21 protein-coding genes and 2 tRNA genes are annotated in these 25,873 nt (G+C 66.8%); 13 read left to right on the forward strand and 10 right to left on the reverse strand.

Annotation, left to right across the window (positions count from 1 at the left end; genetic code table 11):
• The first annotated feature begins 15 nt into the window (after window positions 1–15).
• The 11 genes from VG543_RS14660 (at window position 16) to VG543_RS14710 (ending at window position 11,352) form a co-directional block, all read left to right on the forward strand.
• The gene (locus tag VG543_RS14660; protein WP_407073509.1) at window positions 16–603 is read left to right on the forward strand and encodes a hypothetical protein; all 588 of its coding nucleotides are present in this window, start codon (window positions 16–18) and stop codon (window positions 601–603) included.
• Window positions 604–922: 319 nt separating this feature from the next.
• Window positions 923–1,933 carry an N-acetylornithine carbamoyltransferase gene (locus tag VG543_RS14665; RefSeq protein WP_019660502.1) on the forward strand — a complete coding sequence of 337 codons (1,011 nt, stop codon included), beginning with the start codon at window positions 923–925 and terminating at the stop codon, window positions 1,931–1,933.
• 62 nt (window positions 1,934–1,995) lie between these two features.
• On the forward strand, window positions 1,996–3,189 hold the full coding sequence (locus VG543_RS14670) for an argininosuccinate synthase (protein ID WP_021204186.1): 1,194 nt from the start codon (window positions 1,996–1,998) through the stop codon (window positions 3,187–3,189).
• A 148-nt stretch (window positions 3,190–3,337) separates the two neighbouring features.
• Window positions 3,338–4,426 carry an acetylornithine deacetylase gene (locus VG543_RS14675; RefSeq protein WP_111097865.1) on the forward strand — a complete coding sequence of 363 codons (1,089 nt, stop codon included), beginning with the start codon at window positions 3,338–3,340 and terminating at the stop codon, window positions 4,424–4,426.
• Between the two features lie 25 nt (window positions 4,427–4,451).
• Window positions 4,452–5,780, forward strand: a complete 1,329-nt coding sequence (locus VG543_RS14680; RefSeq protein WP_021204188.1) for an acetylglutamate kinase — start codon at window positions 4,452–4,454, stop codon at window positions 5,778–5,780.
• A gap of 3 nt (window positions 5,781–5,783) precedes the next feature.
• Window positions 5,784–6,386 (forward strand): GNAT family N-acetyltransferase, encoded by a 603-nt coding sequence (locus tag VG543_RS14685; RefSeq protein WP_019660498.1) that lies wholly within the window; start codon window positions 5,784–5,786, stop codon window positions 6,384–6,386.
• Window positions 6,383–7,336, forward strand: a complete 954-nt coding sequence (argC, locus tag VG543_RS14690; protein ID WP_111102828.1) for an N-acetyl-gamma-glutamyl-phosphate reductase — start codon at window positions 6,383–6,385, stop codon at window positions 7,334–7,336. The genes VG543_RS14685 and argC overlap by 4 nt, the downstream gene beginning before the upstream one ends.
• 20 nt (window positions 7,337–7,356) lie before the next feature.
• On the forward strand, window positions 7,357–8,652 hold the full coding sequence (argH, locus tag VG543_RS14695; RefSeq protein ID WP_423178155.1) for an argininosuccinate lyase: 1,296 nt from the start codon (window positions 7,357–7,359) through the stop codon (window positions 8,650–8,652).
• Window positions 8,652–8,915, forward strand: a complete 264-nt coding sequence (locus tag VG543_RS14700; RefSeq protein WP_019660495.1) for a YciI family protein — start codon at window positions 8,652–8,654, stop codon at window positions 8,913–8,915. The genes argH and VG543_RS14700 overlap by 1 nt, the downstream gene beginning before the upstream one ends.
• Window positions 8,916–8,926: 11 nt before the next feature.
• Window positions 8,927–10,084 carry a glutamate 5-kinase gene (gene proB / locus VG543_RS14705; RefSeq protein ID WP_312544268.1) on the forward strand — a complete coding sequence of 386 codons (1,158 nt, stop codon included), beginning with the start codon at window positions 8,927–8,929 and terminating at the stop codon, window positions 10,082–10,084.
• On the forward strand, window positions 10,081–11,352 hold the full coding sequence (locus tag VG543_RS14710) for a glutamate-5-semialdehyde dehydrogenase (RefSeq protein WP_423178154.1): 1,272 nt from the start codon (window positions 10,081–10,083) through the stop codon (window positions 11,350–11,352). Before proB ends, VG543_RS14710 begins: the two co-directional genes overlap by 4 nt.
• 135 nt (window positions 11,353–11,487) lie before the next feature.
• Here VG543_RS14710 and pgaD read toward each other — a convergent pair whose 3' ends face one another.
• The 10 genes from pgaD to VG543_RS14760 all read right to left on the reverse strand — a co-directional run bounded on the left by pgaD (window position 11,488) and on the right by VG543_RS14760 (window position 22,178).
• A complete protein-coding gene (gene pgaD, locus VG543_RS14715; protein WP_312544272.1) occupies window positions 11,488–11,958 on the reverse strand; it encodes a poly-beta-1,6-N-acetyl-D-glucosamine biosynthesis protein PgaD in 471 nt (156 codons plus the stop codon).
• Window positions 11,955–13,211 carry a poly-beta-1,6-N-acetyl-D-glucosamine synthase gene (pgaC, locus tag VG543_RS14720; RefSeq protein WP_021204194.1) on the reverse strand — a complete coding sequence of 419 codons (1,257 nt, stop codon included), beginning with the start codon at window positions 13,209–13,211 and terminating at the stop codon, window positions 11,955–11,957. Before pgaC ends, pgaD begins: the two co-directional genes overlap by 4 nt.
• Before the next feature lies 1 nt (window position 13,212).
• On the reverse strand, window positions 13,213–15,099 hold the full coding sequence (gene pgaB, locus VG543_RS14725) for a poly-beta-1,6-N-acetyl-D-glucosamine N-deacetylase PgaB (RefSeq protein ID WP_164144819.1): 1,887 nt from the start codon (window positions 15,097–15,099) through the stop codon (window positions 13,213–13,215).
• 1 nt (window position 15,100) lies between these two features.
• Window positions 15,101–17,128 carry a poly-beta-1,6 N-acetyl-D-glucosamine export porin PgaA gene (gene pgaA, locus VG543_RS14730; protein WP_423178153.1) on the reverse strand — a complete coding sequence of 676 codons (2,028 nt, stop codon included), beginning with the start codon at window positions 17,126–17,128 and terminating at the stop codon, window positions 15,101–15,103.
• A gap of 341 nt (window positions 17,129–17,469) precedes the next feature.
• On the reverse strand, window positions 17,470–18,675 hold the full coding sequence (locus tag VG543_RS14735; protein WP_058979709.1) for a CynX/NimT family MFS transporter: 1,206 nt from the start codon (window positions 18,673–18,675) through the stop codon (window positions 17,470–17,472).
• 222 nt (window positions 18,676–18,897) lie between these two features.
• A tRNA-Pro gene (locus VG543_RS14740) sits at window positions 18,898–18,974 on the reverse strand.
• Window positions 18,975–19,114: 140 nt separating this feature from the next.
• A tRNA-Pro gene (locus VG543_RS14745) sits at window positions 19,115–19,191 on the reverse strand.
• 55 nt (window positions 19,192–19,246) lie between these two features.
• Window positions 19,247–19,363, reverse strand: coding sequence for a cytochrome bd-I oxidase subunit CydX (cydX, locus tag VG543_RS14750; RefSeq protein WP_021204639.1), 117 nt, complete (start codon window positions 19,361–19,363; stop codon window positions 19,247–19,249).
• Between the two features lie 58 nt (window positions 19,364–19,421).
• Window positions 19,422–20,573 carry a cytochrome d ubiquinol oxidase subunit II gene (cydB, locus tag VG543_RS14755; RefSeq protein WP_058982786.1) on the reverse strand — a complete coding sequence of 384 codons (1,152 nt, stop codon included), beginning with the start codon at window positions 20,571–20,573 and terminating at the stop codon, window positions 19,422–19,424.
• A 15-nt stretch (window positions 20,574–20,588) separates the two neighbouring features.
• A complete protein-coding gene (locus VG543_RS14760) occupies window positions 20,589–22,178 on the reverse strand; it encodes a cytochrome ubiquinol oxidase subunit I (RefSeq protein WP_019660486.1) in 1,590 nt (529 codons plus the stop codon).
• Between the two features lie 228 nt (window positions 22,179–22,406).
• Between VG543_RS14760 and cydD the strand changes: the two genes are divergently transcribed.
• Together cydD and cydC are read left to right on the forward strand one after the other, a co-directional pair.
• A complete protein-coding gene (gene cydD / locus VG543_RS14765; RefSeq protein WP_423178152.1) occupies window positions 22,407–24,152 on the forward strand; it encodes a thiol reductant ABC exporter subunit CydD in 1,746 nt (581 codons plus the stop codon).
• A complete protein-coding gene (cydC, locus tag VG543_RS14770) occupies window positions 24,149–25,822 on the forward strand; it encodes a thiol reductant ABC exporter subunit CydC (RefSeq protein ID WP_423178150.1) in 1,674 nt (557 codons plus the stop codon). The genes cydD and cydC overlap by 4 nt, the downstream gene beginning before the upstream one ends.
• The last annotated feature ends 51 nt before the right edge of the window (window positions 25,823–25,873 follow it).

A 25,873-nucleotide genomic window follows, 5' to 3' on the forward strand; every position in this document is an offset into this window, starting at 1 on the left:
GCCTACACTATCGCCGTGTCCTTGCTCCCGTCGCCACTGAAATCCACCGCATTGCTGCTGACCCTGGCCTGCCTGTCGGCGCTGCCCGCCGTGGTGCTGGCGCAGGAGGCCGAGCCCCGCAACCGGGTGGTGATCGTGGAGAACGTGAAGTTCGACTACGCCCAGGTACTGAACGTCGAGCCGGTATTCCAGACCCTGCGCGCGACCCGTACCGAGGAGCATTGCGAGCCGGTGTCGACCCGCACCCTGGCCCCGGTCAACGTGACCGGCGAGGAGCCGGTCGAGGACAAGGGCCGGATCAGCCGTTTCTGGGACTCGGTGCGCTCGATATTCAAGCGAAGCGACGAGGAGCCCTCCGAAGAGGCCGGCCCCGAAACGCCGGCCCCGGCGCCTGCCAATAATGGCCCGATGCTGACCCGTGACTGCCGCATCGTGCCGGTGGGGCGTGAATTCCGCCGGCCCATCGCCTACGACGTGGACTACGTCTACAAGGGCACCAAGTATCGGTCGCGGCTGCCGGAAGACCCGGGCAACCGGCTCAAGATCCGGGTGTCGATCACCCCCTGGGTCGGTCCTGAGCAGGGCGCCGCCGGCAATCCCTGATTCTGCGACCCCGGCCCCTTGCGCCGGTCACGGCCGCATGCAAAGATATTCGGCCATGAAGCTCACCGACTTCCAGCACGACAGCAGCGCAGCCCGACAGGCGTCGGGCATGACCTCGCGTGCGCGTCGACCGGAACCCCACATTCTCGCTGGGTAACCGGAGCTTTTTGCTGTTCGTCCGAAAAAAAACCCAGCCCGCCGGCTGGGTTTTTTCGTTTCCGCGTTCTGAAAGCTGCAACTGCAACCTTTTCGTTTCACCTTTGCTTCCTGTTTTCCCTTCCACCGCGTCGAACCCGGCGCCGCCACGCAAGGAAAGAAGATGTCCCCCAAGCACTTCCTGAACACCCAGGACTGGAGCCGCAGCGATCTCGACGCATTGCTGACCCAGGCCGCGCTGTTCAAGCGCAACAAGCTCGGCGACCAGCTCAAGGGCAAGTCGATCGCGCTGGTGTTCTTCAACCCGTCCATGCGCACCCGCACCAGCTTCGAACTGGGCGCGTTCCAGCTCGGCGCCCATGCGGTGGTGCTGCAGCCGGGCAAGGATGCGTGGCCGATCGAGTTCAACCTCGGCACGGTGATGGACGGCGATACCGAGGAACACATCGCGGAAGTGGCCAAGGTGCTGGGCCGTTACTGCGACATCATCGCCGTGCGTGCGTTCCCGAAGTTCCAGGACTGGGCGTACGACCGCCAGGACATCGTCCTCAACAGCTTCGCCAGGTATTCGCCGGTGCCGGTCATCAACATGGAGACCATCACCCACCCGTGCCAGGAGCTGGCCCACATCATGGCGCTGCAGGAGCACTTCGGCACCCAGGACCTGCGTGGCAAGAAATACGTGCTGACCTGGACCTACCACCCCAAGCCGCTCAACACCGCCGTGGCCAACTCGGCGCTGACCATCGCCACCCGCATGGGCATGGACGTGACACTGCTTTGCCCGACCGCCGACTACATCCTCGACGAGCGCTACATGGGCTGGGCCGAGCAGAACGTGGCCGAGAGCGGTGGTTCGCTGAAGATCAGCCATGATGTCGACAGCGCCTACGCCGGCGCCGACGTGGTTTACGCCAAGAGCTGGGGAGCGCTGCCGTTCTTCGGCAACTGGGAACCGGAAAAGCCGATCCGCGACCAGTTCAAGCACTTCATCGTCGACGAACGCAAGATGGCGCTGACCAACAACGGTGTGTTCAGCCACTGCCTGCCGCTTCGTCGCAACGTGAAGGCCACCGATGCGGTGATGGATTCGCCGCAGTGCATCGCCATCAACGAAGCCGAGAACCGCCTGCACGTGCAGAAGGCGATCATGGCCGCGGTTGCCGGGCGCTGATTTTTTCCGATTCAATCATTTCCGCCGGGCACGGCCCGGCGCTACCAGGACATACCCTCCCCATGAGCAATAAAGACGTCGTTCTCGCCTTCTCCGGCGGCCTGGATACCAGCTTCTGCGTGCCCTACCTGCAGGAGCGTGGCTACAACGTGCACACCGTGTTCGCCGACACCGGCGGCGTGGATGATGAAGAGCGCGATTTCATCGAGAAGCGTGCCGCCGAGCTGGGCGTGACCAGCCATGTCACTGTGAACGGTGGCCCGGCGATCTGGGAAGGCTTCGTCAAGCCGTTCGTGTGGGCCGGCGAAGGCTACCAGGGCCAGTACCCGCTGCTGGTGTCGGACCGCTACCTGATCGTGGATGCCGCGCTGAAGCGTGCCGCCGAACTGGGCACCAACATCATCGCCCACGGCTGCACCGGCATGGGCAATGACCAGGTCCGCTTCGACCTGGCCGTGAAGGCGCTGGGTGACTACCAGATCATCGCGCCGATCCGCGAGATCCAGAAGGAACACACCCAGACCCGTGCCTACGAGCAGAAATACCTGGAAGAGCGCGGCTTCGGCGTGCGCGCCAAGCAGCAGGCCTACACCATCAACGAGAACCTGCTGGGCGTGACCATGTCCGGTGGCGAGATCGACCGTTGGGAAACCCCGGGCGAAGGTGCGCGTGGCTGGTGCTCGCCGCGCAGCGAATGGCCGGAACAAGCGCTGACCGTCACCCTGAAGTTCATTGAAGGCGAAGCGGTTGAACTGAACGGCAAGGCGCTGCCGGGCGACCAGATCCTGGCCCAGCTCAACAAGCTGTTCGCCCCGTATGGCGTGGGTCGCGGCGTCTACACCGGCGACACCGTGATCGGCCTGAAGGGCCGCATCGTGTTCGAGGCCCCGGGCCTGGTCTCGCTGCTGGCCGCACACCGCGCGCTGGAAGATGCGGTGCTGACCAAGCAGCAGAACCGCTTCAAGCCGGACGTGGCGCGCAAGTGGGTGGAGCTGGTGTACGAAGGCTTCTACCACGACCCGCTGAAGACCGACATCGAAGCCTTCCTGAAGTCCTCGCAGGCCAAGGTCAACGGTGAAGTGGTGCTGGAAACCCGTGGTGGCCGCGTCGATGCGGTGGCCGTGAAGTCGCCGCACCTGCTCAACACCAAGGGTGCCACCTACGCGCAGTCGGCCGACTGGGGCGTGGAGGAGGCTGAAGGCTTCATCAAGCTGTTCGGTATGAGCTCGACGCTTTACGCGCAAGTCAATCGCTGAGCGATTGAATTGCGCGCGCGTCTCCCGCGCATTCCACCTTAACCCTGCGCCGTTGGCGCGCCCCCTTCAACAAGAAGGGGGCTCTCCACCAGACGCATCACGGTAGCGCCGGGCCATGCCCGGCGGAATTCCACAGGATCTTTGTTTCATGCTTGAACAGACGCTCGATCACCTGCAGGTCCTGGTGTCCTTCGACACCCGCAACCCGCCGCGCGCGATCACCACCGGTGGCATCTTCGATTACCTGCGCGCGAACCTGCCCGGCTTCAACGTCGAGGTGATCGACCACGGCGCCGGTGCGGTCAGCCTGTACGCCGTGCGCGGGACGCCGAAGTACCTGTTCAACGTACATCTTGATACCGTGCCCGATTCGCCGCACTGGAGCGCCGACCCGCACGTGATGCGCCGCCTGGACGACCGCGTGGTCGGTCTGGGCGTGTGTGACATCAAGGGCGCGGCCGCCGCACTGGTGGCCGCAGCCAATGCCAGCGACGGTGACGCGGCCTTCCTGTTCTCCAGCGATGAAGAAGCCAACGATCCGCGCTGCATCGCCGCGTTCCTGGCCCGTGGCCTGCCGTATGAAGCGGTGCTGGTGGCCGAGCCGACCATGAGCGAAGCGGTGCTGGCGCATCGCGGCATCAGCTCGGTGCTGATGCAGTTCGCCGGTCGTGCAGGGCACGCCTCGGGCAAGCAGGATGCGGCTGCCAGCGCGCTGCACCAGGCGATGCGCTGGGGCAACCGCGCGCTGGACCATGTGGAATCGCTGGCTTCGGCGCGCTTCGGTGGGCTGACGGGCCTGCGCTTCAACATCGGTCGCGTCGAAGGCGGGATCAAGGCCAACATGATCGCGCCCGCTGCCGAAGTGCGCTTCGGTTTCCGGCCGCTGCCGTCGATGAACATCGACGCGTTGCTGGCCACCTTCGCCGGGTTCGCCGAGCCGGAAGCGGCGGTATTCACCGAGACCTTCCGTGGCCCCAGCCTGCCGGCCGGCGACATCGCCGAAGCCGAGAACCGCCGCCTGCTGGCACGTGACGTGGCCGACGCGCTTGAGCTGCCGATCGGCAACGCCGTGGACTTCTGGACCGAGGCCTCGCTGTTCTCCGCCGCCGGTTACACCACCCTGGTGTTTGGCCCGGGCGATATTGCCCAGGCCCACACCGCCGATGAGTTCGTGACGCTGGACCAGCTGCAGCGCTACACCGACGCCGTGCACCGCATCATCGCCGCCGGCGCCTGATTCTTCCCTTTCCGACGAAACCGAAATGTCTCCTGCCCTCCAGCCCCACCGCCAGACCCGCCAGACCATCGTGCGCCTGCTTTCCAGCATGGCCAGCGCGAAGGAGATCAGCCAGTACCTCAAGCGCTTTTCGCAGCTGGATGCCAAGCGCTTCGCCGTGGTCAAGGTCGGCGGCGCGGTGCTGCGCGACGATCTCGACGCGCTGACCTCTTCGCTGTCGTTCCTGCAGGAAGTCGGGCTGACCCCGATCGTGCTGCACGGCGCCGGCCCGCAGCTGGATGCCGAGCTGTCGGCGGCCGGCATCGACAAGCAGACCGTGAACGGCCTGCGCGTGACTTCGCCGGAAGCACTGGCGATCGTGCGCCGGGTGTTCCAGCAGTCCAACCTGCGCCTGGTCGAGGCGCTGCAGCAGAACGGCGCGCGCGCCACCTCGATCACCGGTGGCGTGTTCGAGGCCGAGTACCTGGACGTGGATACCTACGGCCTGGTCGGCGAGGTGAAGAAGGTCAACCTGGCGCCGATCGAGGCCAGCCTGCGTGCGGGCTCGATCCCGGTCATCACCAGCCTGGGTGAAACCGCCGGTGGCCAGATCCTCAACGTCAACGCCGACTTCGCCGCCAACGAGCTGGTGCAGGAACTGCAGCCGTACAAGATCATCTTCCTGACCGGCACCGGCGGCCTGCTGGACGAGGCGGGCAACGTGATCGATTCGATCAACCTGTCCACCGAGTACGACCACTTGATCGCGCAGCCGTGGATCCACGGCGGCATGAAGGTGAAGATCGAACAGATCAAGGATCTGCTCGATCGCCTGCCGCTGGAATCGTCGGTGTCGATCACCCGCCCGGCCGACCTGGCCAAGGAACTGTTCACCCACAAGGGCTCGGGCACGCTGGTGCGCAAGGGCGAAAAAGTGCTGCGCGCCACCGCCTGGGACGAACTGGACCTGCCGCGCCTGAAGGGCCTGATCGAATCCAGCTTCGGCCGCACCCTGGTGCCGGACTATTTCCAGAAGACCAGGCTGCTGCGCGCCTACGTCAGCGAGAACTACCGCACCGCGGTCATCCTCACCGACGAGGCCGAAGGCGTGTACCTGGACAAGTTCGCCGTGCTCGACGACGCACAGGGCGAAGGCCTCGGCCGTGCGGTCTGGAACGTGATGCTGGAAGAAACGCCGCAGCTGTTCTGGCGCTCGCGCCATGGCAACCCGATCAATCACTTCTACTACGCCGAGTCCGATGGCTGCTACAAGCAGGATCAGTGGAAGGTATTCTGGTTCGGTGCCGATGGCATCGACCGGATCAAGACCTATGTCGATCATTGCGCGCAGCGCACCCCGAGCCTGCAGGGCTGAGCAATGAGCAACCTCGATGCCTGGAACACGGTTCCTACCCTGCGCGGCCAGCACGTAACCCTGCAGCCGCTGCAGATGGAGCACGTGCCCGGCCTGCGCGATGCGCTTGAAGGCAGCGGCCTGGACCAGCTCTGGTACACCCAGGTGCCATCGCCGGAACAGGCCGAGGCCTATGTGCGGGCCGCGTTGCAGGCGCAGAGCGAAGGCAAGGTGCTGCCGTTTGTGATCCGTGATGCGGCGGGTGACATCATCGGCAGCACGCGCTTCTACGACATGGATGCCAGCGTGCCCAGGCTCAGCCTCGGCTACACCTGGTACACGCCGCGCGTGCAGCGCACCGGCGCCAACACCGAAGCCAAGCTGTTGCTGCTGCAGCACGCCTTCGAGGCCATGGGCTGCATCAGCGTGGTACTGGAAACCAGCTGGTTCAACGTCACCTCGCGCACCGCCATCGCGCGCTTGGGCGCCAAGCAGGATGGCGTGCTGCGCAACCACAAGCGGCATGCCGATGGCACGCCGCGCGATACCGTCATCTTCTCCATCATCGATGCGGAATGGCAGGGCGTGAAGCGCCACCTGCAGTACCGCCTGGACAGTCACGCATGAACGATTCGACCTTTACCCTGGGCATCGTCGGTGCCCGCGGCCATACCGGCGCCGAGCTGATCAAGCTGGTGGCCGCCCATCCGCGGCTGGAACTGGCTTTCGTCTCCTCGCGCGAGCGCGCCGGGCAGCGCCTGTCCGACCACCACCCGGAATTCCAGGGCGAGCTGCAGTACGAAAACCTGGACGCCGACGCAGTGGCGGCCAAGGGCGTGGATGCGGTGATCCTGGCCCTGCCCAACGGCTTGGCCGCGCCGTTCGTGGCCGCGCTGGAGGCGGCGAAGGCGGACACCGTCATCGTCGACCTCTCGGCCGACTACCGCTTCGACAACAGCTGGTATTACGGCCTGCCGGAGCTGACCCGCGGCCGCTACAACGGCCAGAAGCACATCAGCAACCCGGGCTGCTATGCCACGGCGATGCAGCTGGCGGTGCATCCGCTGCTGGACCTGCTGGCCGGTCCGCCGCAGTGCTTCGGTGTCTCCGGCTACTCCGGCGCCGGTACCACGCCGTCGGACAAGAACAACGTCGAACTGCTGGCCGACAACCTGATGCCCTACGCGCTGACCAACCACGTGCATGAGCGGGAGGTGTCGGTGCAGCTGGGTGTGGCTGTTGAATTCATGCCACATGTCGCGCCGCATTTCCGGGGCATCACGCTTACCGCCAACCTGTGGCTGAACCGCGTGCAGACCCGCGAACAGATCGTCGAGCGCTTCCAGCAGGCCTATGCCGGCGAACCCCTGATCGACGTGGTGGATGAAGCGCCGTGGGTCAGCCGTATCGCCGGCCGACACGGTGCCCAGGTCGGTGGCTTCACGCTCGCGCCGGGCGGCAAGCGGGTCGTCGTGGTGGCGACCCTGGACAACCTGCTGAAGGGCGCGGCCACCCAGGCCATGCAGAACCTCAACCTCGCGCTTGGCATCGACGAACTGACGTCGATCCCGCACTGAATACGCATTCCGGAGCCCCCATGGCAGACCTTCTTTGGCAGAAGCCCGGCGTCGCCGTCGACGCCCAGATCCAGACCTTCCTCGCCGGCGACGACGTGATCCTCGACCGCGAGTTCTTCCTGCATGACATCGCTGCCAGCGCCGCGCATGCGCAGGGCCTGCAGCACATCGGCATCCTCAGCGCCGATGAACTGGCAGAACTGCTGCGCGAACTGGAGATCCTGGCGCAGGACTTCCGCGAAGGCCGCTTCGTGCTCGATACCCAGTACGAGGATGGTCACTCGGCGATCGAAGCGCGCCTGACCGAACGCCTCGGCGATGCCGGCCGCAAGATCCACACCGGCCGCAGCCGCAACGACCAGATCCTGGTCGCCACCCGCCTCTGGCTGAAGGAGAAGCTGCAGCGCGTGGCACAGCTCAGCGCCGAAGCGGCCAAGGTTGCGCTGGACCGCGCACAGGCCGAGAAGGACCTGCCGATTCCCGGCTACACCCACATCCAGCGCGCCGTAGTGTCCTCGGCCGGCATGTGGTGGGCGGGCTGGGCCGAGGCCTTCATCGACAACGCCATCCGCGCCCGCGATACCCATGCGCTGGTCGACGCCAATCCGTTGGGTACCGCTGCCGGCTACGGCGTGAACCTGCCGCTGGACCGCGAGCACACCACGGCGGCGCTCGGCTTCGCGCGCATGCAGATCTCGCCGATCTATGCGCAGCTGTCGCGTGGCAAGTTCGAGCTGGCTGCACTGGAAGCGCTCGGTGGCGCCACGCTGGACCTGCGCCGCATTGCCTGGGACCTGTCACTGTTCACCAGCGCCGAGTTCGGCTTCGTCGCGCTGCCGGCGCAGTACACCACCGGCAGTTCGATCATGCCCAACAAGCGCAATCCGGATGTGATCGAGCTGATGCGTGCCACCCACGCCAGCGTCGCCGCCGCGCGCACCGAGATCGAGCAGCTGCTGTCGCTGCCGTCCGGCTACCATCGCGACCTGCAGTCGTCCAAGGGGGCCATCTTCCACGGCTTCGGCCGTGGCCTGGCCGCGCTGGACCTGCTGCCGGCGCTGCTGGCCAATCTGGAATGGCGTGACGACAAGCTGCGCGCGGCGATTGATTCGGGCATGTATGCCACCGACGTTGCGGTGGAAGCGGCGGTGGCTGGCGTGCCGTTCCGCGAGGCCTACAAGGCCGCAGCTGCCGGTGCCGACAGTGCAGGGCAGGGGCGTACCCCGGAAGGCAGCCTCGCCGCGCGCGTGTCCCCGGGTTCGGCCGCCGACCTGCGCCTGGACGAGCTGCGCGCGCGCTGGCAGGCGCTGTCCTGATGGCGGGCACTGTCTACCTGGTGATGGCGATGCGCCGGCCGGACTTCAACGATGCAGCGGTGCAGCCGCACCGCGATTTCCTCGACGCGTTGCAGGCGCAGGGCAAGCTGCAGCTGACCGGCGGCTTCGCCGATGGCAGTGGTGGCGCCTATGTGCTGTGCAACGTGGACAGCCTGGCGCAGGCGCAGGCCATCGTCGCCACCGATCCGCTGGTGACGATGCATGCCTCCGACCTGACCGTGCACGAATGGAACACCCGCTGAGGCCCTGACTGATGACTCTGCATGCCAGCCACGTCGCTTCGCCGTTCCCGGAACAGGCGCTGCCGCCGTGGCGGCGTGCGGTGCTGAAAGTGGGCAGCAGCCTGCTCGCCGCCGATGGCGGCGGCCTGTCGCCCCGCCACGCGCTGGGCCTGGCACAGTTCGTTTCTGCCAATGTACTGGCCGGACGTGAGGTGGTGATCGTGTCGTCCGGTGCGGTTGCGGCCGGGCGCGCGATCCTGCCGCGGGCCGATGAGCCCGGTGCGGCGATGGCGGCGCGGCAGGCGCTGGCTGCGCTCGGCCAGGCCCAGCTGATCGGGCTCTGGCAGCGCTTCTTCGAGCGTCCGGTGGCGCAGGTGCTGCTGACCCATGACGACCTGCGCAACCGCCGCCGCTACCTCAACGCACGCGCCACGCTCAACGAACTGCTTCGGCTGGGCGCGTTGCCGGTGGTCAACGAGAACGACACTGTGTCGGTGGATGAGCTCAAGCTCGGCGACAACGACAACCTGGCTGCCACCGTGGCGGCGCTGGTCGACGCCGATGCGCTGTTCATCGCTACCGATATCGATGGCCTGTACAGCGCCGACCCGCGCACCGTGGCCGATGCGCGGCCGTTGCACGACGTGCCGGAGCTGGGTGACGAGGTGCTGGCGATGGCGGGCGGCGCCGGCTCGCGCGCCGGTACCGGCGGCATGCGCACCAAGCTGGAGGCGGCGGCGAAGGCCGGGCGCCTGGGCATCGAAACCTATCTATTCAATGGCCGCAGCGGTGACGTGGTGCGCGCGCTGGCGCAGGATCGCCTGTTCGGCACCCGCATCCATGCCGCACGCAGCCGCGAGGCCGCCCGCAAGCACTGGCTGCGGCATGCACCGCTGGCCGAGGGCGTGATCGTCATCGATGCCGGTGCGGCACAGGCGATGCGCGAGAAGGGCGCCTCGCTGCTGCCCGGTGGCATCACCGGTGCAGAGGGCGTGTTCCGCCGCGGCGACATGGTGCAGGTGTGCTGGAACGCGCCACAGGGCCGCGTCTGCGTGGCGCGCGGAGTCAGCCAGTACGCGGCCGATGATGTGCGCCGGATCGCCGGCCGCCATTCGCGCGACATCGAGGCCGTGCTGGGCTACAACTACGGTGGCAGTGTCGTCCATCGCGACGATCTGGTGCTGCCATGACCGGTTTGAAGGACTCCCCGATGAGCGAAATCGAAGCGCAGGCGCGTGCCTGCCGTGACGCGGCCCAGATCGTTGCCGGCCTCGACAGTGCGGCGCGCCGCACGCTGCTGCTGGCAATGGCCCAGGCACTGGAAGTGAATGCCGGGCTGATCCTGGCCAGCAACGCGCGGGACCTTGCTGCTGCGCGCGACAAGGGCGTCGGTAGTGCCATGCTCGATCGCCTAGCGTTGGACCCAGCGCGCCTGTTCGCGATGGCCGAAGCGGTACGCGAAGTGGCGGCGCTGCCCGATCCGGCCGGCCAGGTCACCCGCGACGAAGTGCGTCCGAATGGCATCCGCGTGCAGAAGGTACGCGTGCCGCTGGGGGTGATCGCGATGATCTACGAAGCGCGCCCGAACGTGACCGCCGAAGCGGCCGCGCTGTGCCTGAAGGCCGGCAATGGCGTGATCCTGCGCGGTGGCTCCGAGGCGATCCACTCCAACACCGCCATCGCCCAGGCGCTGGCGGGTGCCTTGCAGGCCAATGGCGTACCGCCGGCAGCGGTGACCGTGCTGACCGACCTGCGTCGCGAAGCAATGCTGGAACTGCTGCAGCTGCATGAGCTGATCGATCTGGCGATTCCTCGCGGCGGCGAAGGCCTGATCCGTTTCGTTGCCGAGCATGCGCGGGTGCCGGTGATCAAGCACTACAAGGGTGTCTGCCACCTGTTCGTGGATGCCAGCGCCGACCTCGGCAAAGCCCTCGATCTGCTGGTGGATGGCAAGTGCAGCCGGCCGGCGGCGTGCAATTCCCTGGAAACGCTGCTGGTGCACCGCGAGGTCGCCGAAACGTTCCTGCCGCGCGTAGCGCAGGTGCTGGGCGAGCGCGGCGTGCAGCTGCGCGCCGATGCGCAGGCGCAACCGCTGCTGCCGGGCAGCACGGCGGCGACCGAGGAGGATTACGCTGCCGAGTTCCTCGACCTGGTGCTGGCCGTGCGCGTGGTTGATGACCTCGAGGCGGCCATCGCGCACATCCGTGCCTATACCTCCGACCATACCGAAGTGATCGCCACCGAAGACGCCGGCCATGCCGAGCGCTTCGTCACTGCGCTGCGCTCGGCGGTAGTGATGGTCAATGCCTCGTCGCGCTTCTCCGACGGTGGCCAGCTGGGCCTGGGCAGCGAGATCGGCATTTCCACCACGCGCCTGCATGCGTACGGCCCAATGGGCCTGGAAGCACTCACCGTCGAACGATTTGTCGTGCGCGGCGAAGGGCAGACGCGCAAGTAGATCCACGCGATGCGCGGATGCACTTCGCGGTAGACCCCGGTGCCGACCAAGGTCGGCGCCCACCAGGCCCAAGCGCCGACCAGGATCGGCAGCTACCAAAGCAAGCGCCGACCCGGGTCGGCGACTACCGGGGCGTCACACCACCTCGCGGCGGATACCGATCGGCCGCGCGTGATCGTCCATGTGCAGCGTGGCGGCCTTGCAGCCCAGCAGGCGCTCGGCAAGGCCGGTGCTGGCACCCAGATCGGCCGCGACTTCATTGAGGCTGGCCAGTGGTCGCGGCAGGCGTCGCTCGTGGCCACGGAAGCGCGCGCGGTTGTACTCGGCCCAGCCGATCAGCAGCACGCTGGCACACAGCAGCATCAGCGGCAGTGCCACCAGCACATAGGGGTCGAAGTGGCTTTGCCGTTCGTACAGCTGCTGCCAGGCCAGCTGGCCGCCGATCAGCCACGAGAACAGGGTCACCAACGGTGCCCACAGGTAGAAGTAGAACCCCCAGAACGCGAGGGTGACGAAGCCCCAGGCGGTGCGCTGGAAGCGTGGTTGGCGATGCGGCTTGCGGATCATCCGCGAGTCGAAGCGGTTGGACGGGCGTTGTGCCTTCATCGGATCCCCCGATCGGGACTGGTCCAGGTGGCGCGCTTGCTGCGACGGCGCAGCAGGGTCTTCGGCAACGCCACCAGGGTGGTGGAAAGACTGATCAGCCAGTACGCCATCGGGTACCAGATGACCCAGAAGTAGTTGCGTCCAATCTGTGTTTCGTAACGACGGTCGATGATCAGGCTGCTGGCGAACTGCATCAGGCAGACCAGGGCCAGAATCACGCCATGCCATTGCGGCAGCAGGCTGGCGATGTACAGCTGCGGCGGCATGTCGATGAGCTTGCCCAGCACCCACAGCACCACGATGAACAACATGGTGTAGGCCCAGATAACGCTCAGCACGTACTCCAGCAGTACGCCCCACATGCGCCGCTCCTTCCAGTGCAGCAGTGAACGCGCATGCCGCAGCATCACTTCCACGCCACCCTGGGCCCAGCGCAGGCGCTGCCGCCACAGGCCCTTGAGGGTCTCCGGCATCAGGATGAAGCACAGCGCATTGGGTTCGTAGCGGATGTCCCAGTGCGCGCGCTGCAGGCGCCAGCTGATGTCGATGTCCTCGGTCACCATGTCATCCGACCACCAGCCGACCTGGTGCAGGGCGGTGCGGCGAAAGCCTGCGATCACTCCGGAGATGGTGAAGATGCGCCCGTACACGCGCTGCGCGCGCTTGATCATGCCGATGATCGACGAGAACTCGGCCACCTGCAGGCGTCCGAGCAGGGTGGAGCGGTTGCGGATGCGCGGATTGCCGGTCACCGCGCCGACCCGGTTGCCGCTCACCAGGTGCCAGATCATCCAGTGCAGCGCGTGCTCCTCCAGCATCGCGTCGCCATCGATGCACACCAGGTACTCCGAGCGGGCCGCCAGCGCACCCATGCGCAGCGCGTTGGCCTTGCCGAGGTTGCGGTCAAGGTGCAGCACGCGCAGCCGCGGATGCTTCGCCGCCAGCACGTCGAGCCGGGCGCCGGTGTCATCACTGCTGCCATCGTCGATGGCGATCACCTCGTAGTCGGCCGGATAGCGCTGTGCCAGCGCCGCGCCGAGCGTGTCGTCGAGGTTCGCGGACTCGTTGTGGCAGGGAATCAACAGGCTCGCGAACGGTGGATCGACCATCAGCGGCGGGTCATTGCGTGGGCGCGAATGGCGTTCGCGCCGGAAGTAGTAATACAGGCCGCCCGACATCCAGAAGAACGCCATCACCATCGGGTAGTAGAAGGCGAACTGGAACAGGACCTGCAGCAGCGGATGCATGTCCATGTCACTTCTCCGGGTACGGGAAGTTGCCGGCGGACATCGCCGCGCGGGCATCATGGGTGGAAGGCTGGCCGGCGATGAAGTCATCCGGGTACCAGGCGAAGTGGTGCACGCCCTGCGCCTGCAGCTGGCGGATCTGCGCGCGCAGCCGCTCGGCGGGAATCGGTTGCCCGCTGCGCCAATCGACGGTCTGCAGTTCGAACAGGGTGTGCTGCAACTGGGGATCGTGCGCGCGCACCGCGGCCAGCAGCTGGTCGAGCCAGCGTTCCGGATGCCTGCTGCCTTCCATCCACGGCATCGCCATCAGTGCGGTCTGGTCGTAGGCCTTGTTGAACAGGTCCAGGCGCTGCGCGAACCAGGCCTCGCTCTGCGGACGCAGCACCGGCTCCGCGTACAGGTTGCGCACCGTGGCCAGCTTCGGCCGCCAACGCTGCGCACTGTCGCGCAGGGCCAGGGTGAAGTCGATCAGCGCCTGTGTGCGTGCGCTGCCGTCCGTACCGGCCGACAAGGTGGGCAGCTCGGTGTCGCGCAGGTAGCCATCATCATGGAAGAGCAGGCCTTCGAAATACGAATTGACGGCCAGATCCTCGTAGATGTCGAGCATGATCTGGCGTGCCTTCGGATTGGTGAAGTCCAGCCGGTACATGCCGTCGGCATCACCGTTGTGGATCGCCAGTGCCTTGCGCTGCACGGGGTCGGGCAGCTCGAAGCCGAGCACCGGCAGCCATGCGTAAACCTTCACCCCCGCGCGCGACTTCAGCTGCCAGGCGACCCGGCTGAACAGGTCCGCGCGCATCGGCATGTGCCGGTTGGGGAAGTACAGTGCATCGGCGGTGTTGTTGCCGTCCGGATCGGCGAACGCCTGCAGGTAGACGTGGGTGGGCGAGATGCGCTTGACCCGCTCGATCAGCGCATCGAGGTTGCGCCCCTGCTGCGCCGGGTCTGGGTCGTACACATCATCGAGGTCGACCTGCAACGCGCGGATGCCGTCGAGCGCAACGTCGCGCCGCAGCTCGTAGGCGAGGCCCTCCACGGTCGGGTTGTCGCTGACCAGGAAGCGCGCCAGCCCATGCAGGTCGCTGGCCACTGGCGTGCTGCGGCCTTCCAGATCGAAGGACACCGGCATGCCCAGCTGTTCGGCGATGTCGTTGCTCAACTGGTTGTAGGCCGCGTACGGCCAGACAATGGCGCGCGGGCGCACGCCCAGATGCTGCTGGATGCGCTGCACGCTGCGGCCGAGATCGGCGCGCAGGCGCTGCTCGTACTGCGCCTCGCTCTCGTAGCTGCGCGTGGCCGGCCGGTAGATGCGGGTGACCACCGCTGGCGTCGAATTGCCCTGCGGATTGGCAAGCACTCCGTGGTGCAGGTCGTCGGTATGGCTGGCCACTTCGATCAGGCCGCTGTCGTGCATCTGCTTCAGCTGCGCCCAGGTAACGAAGTCATCGTGGCCGAACGGCCGGTAGCCATAGTCGATCGTGCGCCCGGGTGCCATGTCCACGTAATCGGTGATCACTGCCACCAGCGCCGGGTAGCGGTACGCCTGCAGCAGCGGGAACGCCTTGTCGTAGACGCTGCGCAGGCCATCATCGAAGGTCAGCAGTACGGGTTTCGGTGGCAGCGTGGCGCGTCCCTGGGAGGCGTCGATCACCTGCGACAGCGAGACCGGGTGATAACCATGCGCGCCGAGCCAGTCCAGGTGTGCGGCGAAGTTCTGCGTGCTCACCGCATAGGTATCGGCATCGCCCTTGGCCGCGACCCGGTCGCGGATGTCGTGGTAGCTGAGGATCAGCAGGCCGTTGTCAGTGGCATCGAGATGCAGGGCCTGCTGCGCGAACGCCGGCGGCGTGGCGGCCAGCAGCAGGAGCACGATCAGTCGCAGGATGCGGGCCATGTCACTCTCCCCAGCGCAGTGCGGCTTCGAAGCCGATATGACGCTCGCGGTGGCCGTCGTAGACCGGCCGCGACCAGCGCACGCCGTACTCGAACACGCGGCCCTGGCCCAGCTGCCATTCGTGCATGTAGGACACCGAAGGGACCAGAGCGCTGCCGAAGCCGTCCTGCCAGTAGTCACCCAGCGAGACCGTCAGGCGGTGCCGGAAGTGGCGCTCGTAGTGCCGCCACAGCTGCTGGTCGATGCGCAGCCCGATCTCGACCATGCGGTCGCGCTTCGGGTTGAAGTAGGGCGCGTCGTCGCGGCTGCCCCGGCTGGTGTAGGCACTGGCCAGGCCGTCGATCAACCAGCGCGGGCGGGTCAGCAGGCGCTGTTCGATGCTGGTGCTGAACAGCTCGCGGTGGTTGCCGTCGTCGTAGCGGAAGCGGCTGGCGCCGAACATCCAGTGGGTCAGCTCGCTGCGCCGGTAGTCGACCTGCGCGCTCACGCTGTCAGCGGTGATGCCCGCCACGCGCGCCTGCATCGAGGCTTCCGGGTCATTGCGTGCGGCCACCAGCCCGGCATGCCAGTAATCGTTGAACTGCCAACCCACGCCGATGCGCAGGCCGGTATCGCCAATGTGGTCGTTGGCGCGCAGTACCGCCGCTTCCGCATCCAGCTGGCCGAAGCGGTAGCGTACGCCCGCGCCCAGCCACAGCGGGTCAATGCGCTGGTCCTGGAAGTCGACCGAGCGCCTGTCGGCCAAGGCGAACAACCGCCAGCGGTCGTCGAGTACCGGTGTCTGCACTTCGACCCCGTAGTGACGGTCGTTGTTGCCCAGCGGCGAGGTGCCGCCACCGCCGGAGCTGCGACCAATGTCGGTCCATGCCTTCAGCTGCCAACCGCGATGCGCCCGCCAGGCCTGGTCCATGCGTTCGACGGCGGGTTGGGTCGGGTAGCGTGCGACAAGATCGTCGTGCAGTGGCCTTGCCAGGTCATCGCGCTGCAGGGCGACGTAGGCCTCCTCCATGCCCAGCCGCGGCTCGATGTCGCGAGGGTCCAGCGCATGTGCCATCTGCTGGCGCTGCAGTGCCATGCGTGGCCATCCGCGCATCATGTACACGCTGCCCAGCGCGCTCTGCAGTCCACCGTTGCCCGGTGCGATCTCCACCATTGATTCCAGGTCGCGCTGCGCGGTGGGCAGGTCACCGCTGTAGGCGCGTACCATGGCCAGGTTGAGGTCAGCTTCGTAGCGCGACCAGTTCGCGTATGGGGATTTGCCATTGCTCCAGCGCCACGCTGGTTCCTTGTCGCGCCATGCCTGCAGCAGGTCGATCGCCTTTTCCTGCTGCTCGCTTTCCAGGTAGGCGTAGGCCAGTTCCGAATGCGAGGCGTCGCGCGCCGGATCGCCAGCGACGGCCGCCTGCAGCACCGGGATGGCTTCTTCCGGATGCAGGGTGCCCATCAGCGAATCGCCGACCGCAGGCAGCACATAGTCGGGCAGGGCATGGCCTTCGGCCTGCAGTGCGCGGGCTTCCTCGCGCACCTGCGCATGGCGGCCCAGCCGGTTGAGCAGGATCAGCCGGTCCATGCGGACGCGAAGCGGCGCCTGCGCGGGCGGGGTGCCTTCGCTGCCCAGGTAGCGCTGCATGCGCGCCAGGGTCGATTCGGCTTCTTCCAGGCGGCTGTCTTCGCTGCTGCTGTAGGCCAGGCTCCACACCACCCGCTTGGCCAGGTAGTCGCCTTCGATGCGCTGCTTCTGTGCAGCGTCGAACAGCTGCGGGCGCTGCTGGTACAGCTCCCAGGCGCGCCAGGCGTTGCCGATGTCGCCCAAGGTCAGTACGCGCAGCTTGAACAGCAGGTCGTCGTTGGGTTGCTCTTGGCTGGCGCGCTCGATCGCGCCGAGGGCATCCAGCCAGCGGGCCTGGTCGCGGTAACGGCCGATCTCGGCCAGGGCCACCTCGCGGTCAGGCGGGGCAGCGCTGCTGGCCCAGGCCAGGACGGTACAGGCAAGGCCGACGCAGAGCGCCAGCCGGCGGTGGACAACCATTGGGGACCCCCTTGGCTTCCGAACCAGACAACCTGAGAAATGTGACGCACATCACATGCCAGCTTTTGGCGTGGCCGTGGCCCGCGTCACTCCCTTCGTGCATTCCCGTCCAGCAAGGACGGATACAAACCCGGACAGCGACCTGCAATGTCTTGTCTGAAACGAGAGTCCCCCGCACACCGAATGGTGGCCTGGGCGGCGCTGCCGCCCCCATGCCCGATGCCGGCACGCGGCAAGGATGGGCATTCGTGGGCACTATCCGCCCGGAATTGTCAGCCCGGCGTCAAAATCAGCACGCGGACTGACGAGCGGTAGGTGGGGCCGGTCACAAGGCCCCGTGCTTACCAGAGGTCTTCCAGCTTGCGCGGCTTGCAGGCCACCCACGAGGCGCACAGCATCAGGGTGGCGCAGCCGAACAGGAAGCTGAACGGGAGCGTCCAGCCGTTGCTGACCGTATGCAGCCAGCCGACCAGGAACGGCCCCAGGCAGCTGAAGCTGTAACCCACGCCCTGCATGAAGCCGGACAGTGCCGCCGAGCCGGTGGGGGTGCGCGTGCGCAGGTTGATCAGGGTCAGCGCCAGCGGGAAGGTGGACGGGCCGACGCCGAGCAGGCAGGCCCACAGCAGGGGGGCCTTCATCGGCGCCAGCAGCAGGCCGGTGAAGGCGATCACGAACGAGAAGAAGCCGATCAGCACCAGTGGGAACGGATTCTGCATGCGCACCGCCAACGACGGGATGACCAGCGACGGCAGCAGGCCCAGCGCCGAGAACACTGCCACCATCACGCCACCGAACGCTGGCGTGCCACCGGCCTCGACCACGATACGGGGCAGCCAGGTGAACATCGAGTAAGTCATCAGCGAGGTCATGCCGAACATCAGCGTCATGCTCCAGCCCAGCGACGTGCGCCAGACCTTTCCGTGCGGCTGTGCGGTCGGATCGGTGGCGCCGGTCAGCGGTTTCGGCGCGCGCCTGGCCAGCAGCAGCCACGGCAATGCGGCGGCCAGCGCCAGCAGTGCCCACATGCCCAGCGACACGCGCCAGCCTGCGGCATTGGCCACCGGCACCGCCAGCAACGCCGGCAGCATCGTGCCCAGCTGCAGCACGCTGATGTAGAGCGTGCTCATGGTGCCGACCTTGTTGGCGAAGTAGCGCTTCACCAGCGGCGGCACCACCACGTTGCCGATGCCCATGCCGGCCAGTGCCAGCACCGAACCGAGCAGCAGCGTGCCGACGTTGCCGGCGCTGGAGCGCAGCAGCAGGCCGGCCATCGCCATCACCATCGCCAGCAGGGTGGTGCGCTCCAGGCCCAGGCGCCGCGCCAGCGTCGGCGTGGCCACGCCGAACAGCGCGAACGAGGCGGTCGGCAGCATGCCCAGCACGCCGGTCATGGTGGTACCGAAGCCGAACTGCTGGCCGAGTACGTCCAGCAGCGGGGTGATCGAGGTGACCGCAGTGCGCAGGTTGACCGCTGCCAGCAGGATCGCGGCAAACGCGAGGACACGACCGTGCAGCAGCGACGGCGAATCGGAAGTGGAGGAACTCATCGGTGGTCCTTGCAGGTGTCGCATGCCGCAGAAATGGCATGCAGCGCCGGCATCGGTCTACGCCGAAGCGGCAGGTGGGGGTAGGGGCTGCAGGCGGGCCGGCAGCGCGGCCATTGTACGTGCGCTGCCTGGCAAGGTCCTGTCATGCGGGTGGCTTGGCGCCTGGTACAAAAAAACCCGGAGGACAGTGATGTCTTCCAGGCTTCTTGGTGACCACCGAAGTGGTCGGGGAGACAGGATTCGAACCTGCGACCTCTACGTCCCGAACGTAGCGCTCTACCAGACTGAGCTACACCCCGAAGGGAGCCGCCTATTCTAGCGATTCATCCCGATGGCGGCAAGGGGTGAACGCTGTTTTCTTCACACCGCGAAAGCGGTGCCACTTCAGGGAACAAAAAAGCCTGGGCGACATCACCAGGCTTCAATGCGACCACCGAAGTGGTCGGGGAGACAGGATTCGAACCTGCGACCTCTACGTCCCGAACGTAGCGCTCTACCAGACTGAGCTACACCCCGAAGGAGCCGCCTAAGATACCGTGTGAAGGCCAAGGCGGCAAGGTCTTTTTACATCTCAGCGACGATTTTCGTTCTCGATGCGGTTCTGCTCGCGGGCTTCGAACCACATGCCGTTGAGGATGGCCACCGTCGAGGCGAGGCCGGCACCGAGAATCCAGGCGAAATACCACATGATCAGTCTCCTTCATTCCGGGTAGGTGCCGACCGTTGGTCGGCACACGTGCAAGCAATCAATACGCGTTGGGGTTGTTGCCCATCTCTTCGGAGGTGGTCTTGCCCTTCAGCACGCGGTACACCCAGGTGGTGTAGGCGAGGATGATCGGCAGGAACACCGCCGTGGCCAGCAGCATGATCCACAGGGTCAGGTGGCTGGACGAGGCATCCCACACGGTCAGGCTGGAGGTGGGCTGGCTCGAGGACGGCAGCAGGAACGGGAAGATGGCGAAGCCGACGGTCAGGATGATGCCGGCGATGGCCGCACCGGAGGCGATGAAGGCCAGGCCACCACGACGGGCCCGCAGCAGCACCGCACTGGCCAGCAGGCCGGCCAGGCCGAGCAGGGGGGCCAGGATCGTGGCCGGCATCGCGCTGTAGTTGCGCATCCAGCCACCGGCGGCGCCGAGTTCGGCGGTCTTCAGCAGCGGATTGGTGGCGCCATCGGTAACCACCTGCGAGGTGATCTGGTAACCCGGCAGGCCGAAGGCCACCCAGGCGCCGCCCACCGCGAACAGCACGAAGGCGATGATCGCCGCGATGCTGCCGAATCGGGCGGCACGCTCGGCCACCGCGCCGTCGGTCTTGATCACCAGCATGGCGGCACCGTGGGCGACCAGCATCGACACGCTCAGCAGGCCGGCCAGCAGCGCGAAGGGCATCAGCAGGCCGAAGAACGAGCCGGTGTAGAAGATGCGCATGCTGTCATCGAAATGGAACGGCACGCCCAGCAGCACGTTGCCCACTGCCACGCCCATGATCAGCGCCGGGATGAAGCCACCGATGAACAGCGCCCAGTCCCAGGTGTTGCGCCAGCGTTCGCTGGGCATCTTGCTGCGGAACTTGAAGCCGACCGGGCGCAGGATCAGGGCGAACAGGATCACGAACATCGCCAGGTAGAAGCCAGAGAAGCTGACCGCGTACAGCGGCGGCCAGGCGGCGAAGATGGCGCCGCCACCCAGGATCAGCCACACCTGGTTGCCTTCCCAGACCGGGCCGATGGTGTTGATCACCCGGCGGCGTTCGGCGTCAGTGCGGGCGACGAAGGGCAGCAGGGTGCCCACGCCCAGGTCGAAACCATCCATCACGGCAAAACCGATCAGCAGGATGCCGAGCAGCAGCCACCAGATCACGCGCAGCGTGGTGTAGTCCAGAAGAATGAAATCCATCTTGGTTCTCCTGCCTCAGGCCTGGCCGGCGACCGGCGCCGAGGCATTGTGGGAAGCATGCGGCTGGGGCGACTGCAGCGATGGCAGCAGCTCGTCCGGACCCTTGCGGATCGCCTTGAGCATCAGCTTGATCTCGACCACGATCAGCGCGGTGTAGATGGCAGTGAAGCCGGCCAGGGTCAGCACGATTTCATGCAGGGCCAGCCCCGATGCCGCATAGAAGGTTGGCAGCACGCCATCGACCGCCCACGGCTGGCGACCATACTCGGCCACGAACCAGCCGCACTCGATCGCGATCCACGGTGCCGGCAGCGTCCACAGGGCCAGCTTGAGGAACCAGCGCTTGTCCTGGAAATTGTTGCGGCAGGAGTAGTAGAAGGCCAGGGCGAAGAAGGCGATCAGGTAGAAGCCGAGGCCGGCCATCACGCGGAAGGTCCAGAACAACGGCATCACGCGCGGCACGGTGTCCATCGCCGCCTGCGAGATTTCCTGCGGGGTGGCGTTGAGGATGTCATCGCGATAGCGCTTGAGCAGCAGGCCGTGGCCCAGGTCCTGCCAGTGGCGGTCGAACATCTCGCGTGCTTCGACGTCGTTCTTGTTCGCACGCAGGCGTTCCAGCGCGCCGTAGGCCAGCTGGCCGCCACGCACGCGGTGTTCGGCGCGCTCGACCAGTTCCAGGATGCCTGGAATCGGCTGGTTCAACGAACGGGTGGCGATCAGGCCCATCAGGTAGGGGATCTTCACCGCGTAGTCGTTCTGGTGGGTGTCCTGGTTCGGGATGCCGAAGGCGGTGAAGTCGGCCGGCGCACGCTCGGTCTCCCACATCGCTTCGATCGCGGCCAGCTTCATCTTCTGGTGTTCGCTGGCGGCGTAGCCACTCTCGTCACCCAGCACCACCACCGACAGCGAGGACAGCAGGCCGAACGCCGCGGCCACCGCGAACGAACGACGGGCCAGGTCCTTGTGCTTGTTGCGCAGCAGGAACAGCGCGCTGATCGCCATCACGAACACCGCACCGGTCACGTAGCCGGCACTGACGGTGTGCACGAACTTGGCCTGCGCCACCGGGTTGAACACCACCGCCATGAAGTCGACCACTTCCATGCGCATGGTTTCCGGGTTGAACACCGCACCGGTCGGGTTCTGCATCCAGCCATTGGCCACCAGGATCCAGATTGCCGACAGGTTGGTGCCCAGTGCCATCAGCCAGGTCACCATCAGGTGCTTGACCTTGCTCAGGCGGTTCCAGCCGAAGAAGAACAGGCCGACGAAGGTGGCTTCCAGGAAGAAGGCCATCAGGCCTTCGATCGCCAGCGGCGCGCCGAAGATGTCACCCACGTAGTGGCTGTAGTAGGACCAGTTCATGCCGAACTGGAATTCCATGACGATGCCGGTGGCGACGCCCATGGCGAAGTTGATGCCGAACAGGACGCCCCAGAACAGGGTCATCCTGCGCCAGATCTCCTTGCCGGTCATCACGTACACGCTCTCCATGATGGCCACCATGAAGGACAGGCCAAGGGTGAGGGGTACGAATAGGAAGTGGTACATCGCGGTCAGCGCGAATTGCAGCCGCGACAGTTCTACGACTGTCTGATCAATCATGGCCTGGCTACCTCGTTGGATAGTGCCGTTGCAGGTGGCGGGAAGGGTGGTCTACGACGTGAATGATGTGACCGACTACTTCAAACAGCCTTGATCCAGATCAATGTATGAACAGGTGCCCCGGTTGATCGTATGCCAACCTGATGAAGACTGCGACCGCCGGCCGCAGGGGCGGGCTATTGCCTGCGCCTACAATGCCGTGTCTCCCCCGTTGCCCGTGAAGACCTCTTGAGCGCTGCCGAAACGACCCCTGACGGCCTGTCCCCGGAAGCTGAAACCGCCCGCCAGCGGCGTGTGCGCACGGCCTGGCTGGCCGACCTGGCACGCTCCGCCCGGGGCCGCCAGCGCCTGGCTGCGCTGTGCATCAGCCTGTCCGGAGCGCTGTTGATCGGCCAGGCTGCCGCCATCGCCTGGCTGGTGCAGCAGGTGCTGGTGGAGCGCGTGCCGCTGGCCTCGGGACTGCCAGCGCTGGGTGGGCTGGCGGTGATCCTGGTGCTGCGCACGCTGCTGGGCAGCGCCACCCAGGCGGCTGCCGGTGACGTGGCCGACGCCGCACGCCTGGCATTGCGCGAACGCGTGTTCGCACGCCTGCTGGGCCAGGGCCCACTGTGGCTGCGCCAGCGCCGCACCGGCGAACTGGGCGAACTGATGCTGCATCACGGTGATGCGATCGAGAGCTATTACAGCGGCTTCCTGCCGGTGCGCACTGAAGTGGTGGTGGTGCCGCTGCTGATCCTGGCCGCTGTCGCCTGGGTCGACTGGGTGGTGGCGCTGATCCTGCTGTTCACTGCGCCGCTGGTGCCATTTTTCATGATGCTGGTGGGCTGGGGCGCCGAAGCGGCCGGCCGCGCGCAGCTGGGTGAGCTGGCACGCATGAGCGGACATTTCGCCGACCGGATCAAGGGCCTGGGCCTGCTACGCCTGTATGGCCGCGGCGAAGCTGAGCTGGAGGGGATCGAGGCGGCTGCCGAAGGCGTGCGCGTGCGCACCCTGAAGGTTCTGCGCATCGCTTTCCTCTCGTCCACGGTGCTGGAATTCTTCGCCTCGGTGAGCGTGGCGATGGTCGCGCTGTACCTGGGCCTGAGCTATCTGGGCATGATGTCGCTGCATGCAGCGGTGCCGACGCTGGGTGCGGGGCTGTTCTGCCTGCTGCTGGCACCGGAATTCTATGCGCCGCTGCGACGGCTGGCCGCGCATTACCATGATCGCGCCAATGCACTGGCCGCCGCCGCCGAAGTGGAGCGCCTGCTGCAGTCGCTGCCTGATGAGCAGGGCCTGATCGAGAACGAGGTTGCACCGCTGGCGGTGGAGCCGGCCGAGGCCGCCTTGCCGCCGCTGCAGGCACAAGGGCTGGTGCTGCGCCCGCTGGGCGCGCCGCAGGATGTGCTGCAGGATCTGGACCTGCGGCTGGAGCCGGGCCAGCGCCTGGCCCTGGTTGGTCCCAGCGGCTCCGGTAAAAGCACCCTGCTGGAAGCGCTGGCCGGCTGGCTGCCGCCGCGCGCCGGCAAGCTGCAGCTCCGTCCCGGTGTGCAGGTGGCCTATGCCAGCCAGCGCCCCTACCTGTTCCACGGCAGCATTGCCGACAACCTGCGCCTGGCCGATCCGGGTGCCAGCGATGCGCGTCTTCGTGCGGTGGCCGAGGCCGCGCAGGTGCTGCAGTTCGCACAGCGCCTGCCACTGGGCCTGGACACGGTGATCGGCGAACGTGGCTTCGGCCTGTCCGGCGGCGAAGCCCGTCGTATCGGCCTGGCCCGGTTGTTGCTGCGCGATCCGCAGGTGCTGCTGCTGGACGAACCCACCGCGTTCCTCGATGCCGATACCGAAGCGGCGCTTTTGCGCAGCCTGGCCGCTTATGCACGTGGCCGCAGCGTGGTGGTCGCCACCCACAGCCCGGCGGTGATCGCCTGGGCCGACCGTTGCCTGCTGTTGCCGGAAGGCCGCCTGGTCGAGCCTGCACAGGCGGTGCGCGCATGAGCCGTTCGCCTGATTCGCTGCGCGCGGTGTTCCTGCGCCATCGGCCGCGCCTGCTGCTGACCGTGCTGCTGCTGTGGACCACCATGCTGGCCGGCACCGCATTGCTGGGTCTGTCCGGTGGCTTCCTCACCGCCGCCGCGTTGGCTGGCGCGGCCGGCCTCGGCCAAGGCTTCAACTTCTTTTCACCGTCCGCTGGCATACGCGGGCTGACGATGGCGCGCATCGTGTCGCGCTATTTCGAGAAGCTGGTCGGCCACGACGCCACGCTGCGCATCGCCCGCGACCTGCGCGTGTGGTTCTTCCGCCGCGCGTTGCCGCTGGCACCCGCACGGTTGGGGGCTACGCGCACCGGCGACCTTCTGGCGCGCCTGCTCGGCGATATCGGTGAAGTGGACGGCCTGCTGGTGCGTGCGATCGGGCCGCTGGTGGCGTTGGGCGGATTGTCGCTGGTCGCGATCGTTTCGGCGGCACTGATCCTGCCGTCGGCCGCGGTGCTGATGGCGGTGCTGGCGCTGCTGATCGCCTTCGGCGTGCCCTGGCTGGGCGTGCGTGGCCATGACGACGAGGAGGCCGACCGTGCCGCGCATCGTGCCGCATTGCGTACCGCTGCATTCGAAGGGCTGGAAGGTGCGGGTGACCTGGCCGCGCTGCACGCCGATGCGGCCTGGCAGCTCAAGGTACGCGTAGCTGCCAAGCAGCTGGCCTCGCGTGATCGCCGCCGCCGCTGGCGCCTGATCGCGGCCTCGACGCTGCACGGTCTGGTCGCCGGGCTGGGGCTGGTGGCGATGCTGGCATTGGCCCTGCATGCGGCCGAACAGCAGCGCATCGCGCCGGAGATGGCCGCAGGCCTGGTGTTCCTGACCGTGGCGTTGATCGAGCTGTGGGCCGGCATGGGCCTGGCCTGGCAGTCGCTGCAGTCCGGGCGCATTGCCGCCGAGCGGTTGCAGGCCATCGTCGAGCAACCGCCGACGGTGGACGATCCGCAGGCGCCGCAGCCGGTACCGCAGGCCGCGCGCGTACAGTGGGATGACGTGCATTTCCAGTGGCCCGGTGCGGCGCGGCCGGTGCTGTCCGGCCTGCATCTGACCCTGGCGCCGGGCGAGCGCATCGCGATTCGCGGCGACAGCGGCAGCGGCAAGACCACGCTGTCCAGCCTGCTGCTGCGGCTGTGGGATCCGCAGCAGGGACGGCTGACCTACGGTGGCCGCGATCTGCGTGATTTCGCCCAGGCTGACTGGCACCGGCAACTGGCGTGGCTGCCGCAGAACGCGCCGGTGTTTGCCGGCAGCGTGGCCGAGAACCTGCGCCTTGGTGATCCCGATGCCAGCGACGCCGCGTTGTGGGCGGTGCTGCGCCGCGTGCGTCTGGGCGAATGGGCCGAGCGCAACGGCGGCCTGCAGGCCTGGGTGGGCGAGAACGGCGCGACGATGTCCGCCGGCCAGGCGCGGCGGTTGGCACTGGCGCGCGCGCTGCTGCGCAATGCGCCGATCCTGCTGCTGGACGAACCGACCGAAGGCCTCGACGTGGATACTGCACGCGCGCTGTTGCAGGACCTTTCCGGGTTGCTGGACGGGCGCAGCCTGCTGATGATCACCCACGATGATCTGCCTCAAGGCGTGGTCGATACGCAGTACAGATTGCGCGACGGGGTGTTGGTTCGCGAAGCGTGACGATGGTCCGGTAGTGCCGGCCGCTGGCCGGCAATTGGAGCGTCCGAGGAT

Origin of the sequence: Stenotrophomonas sp. CASM101, from assembly GCF_049384845.1 — a bacterium.
GTDB lineage: Bacteria > Pseudomonadota > Gammaproteobacteria > Xanthomonadales > Xanthomonadaceae > Stenotrophomonas > Stenotrophomonas hibiscicola.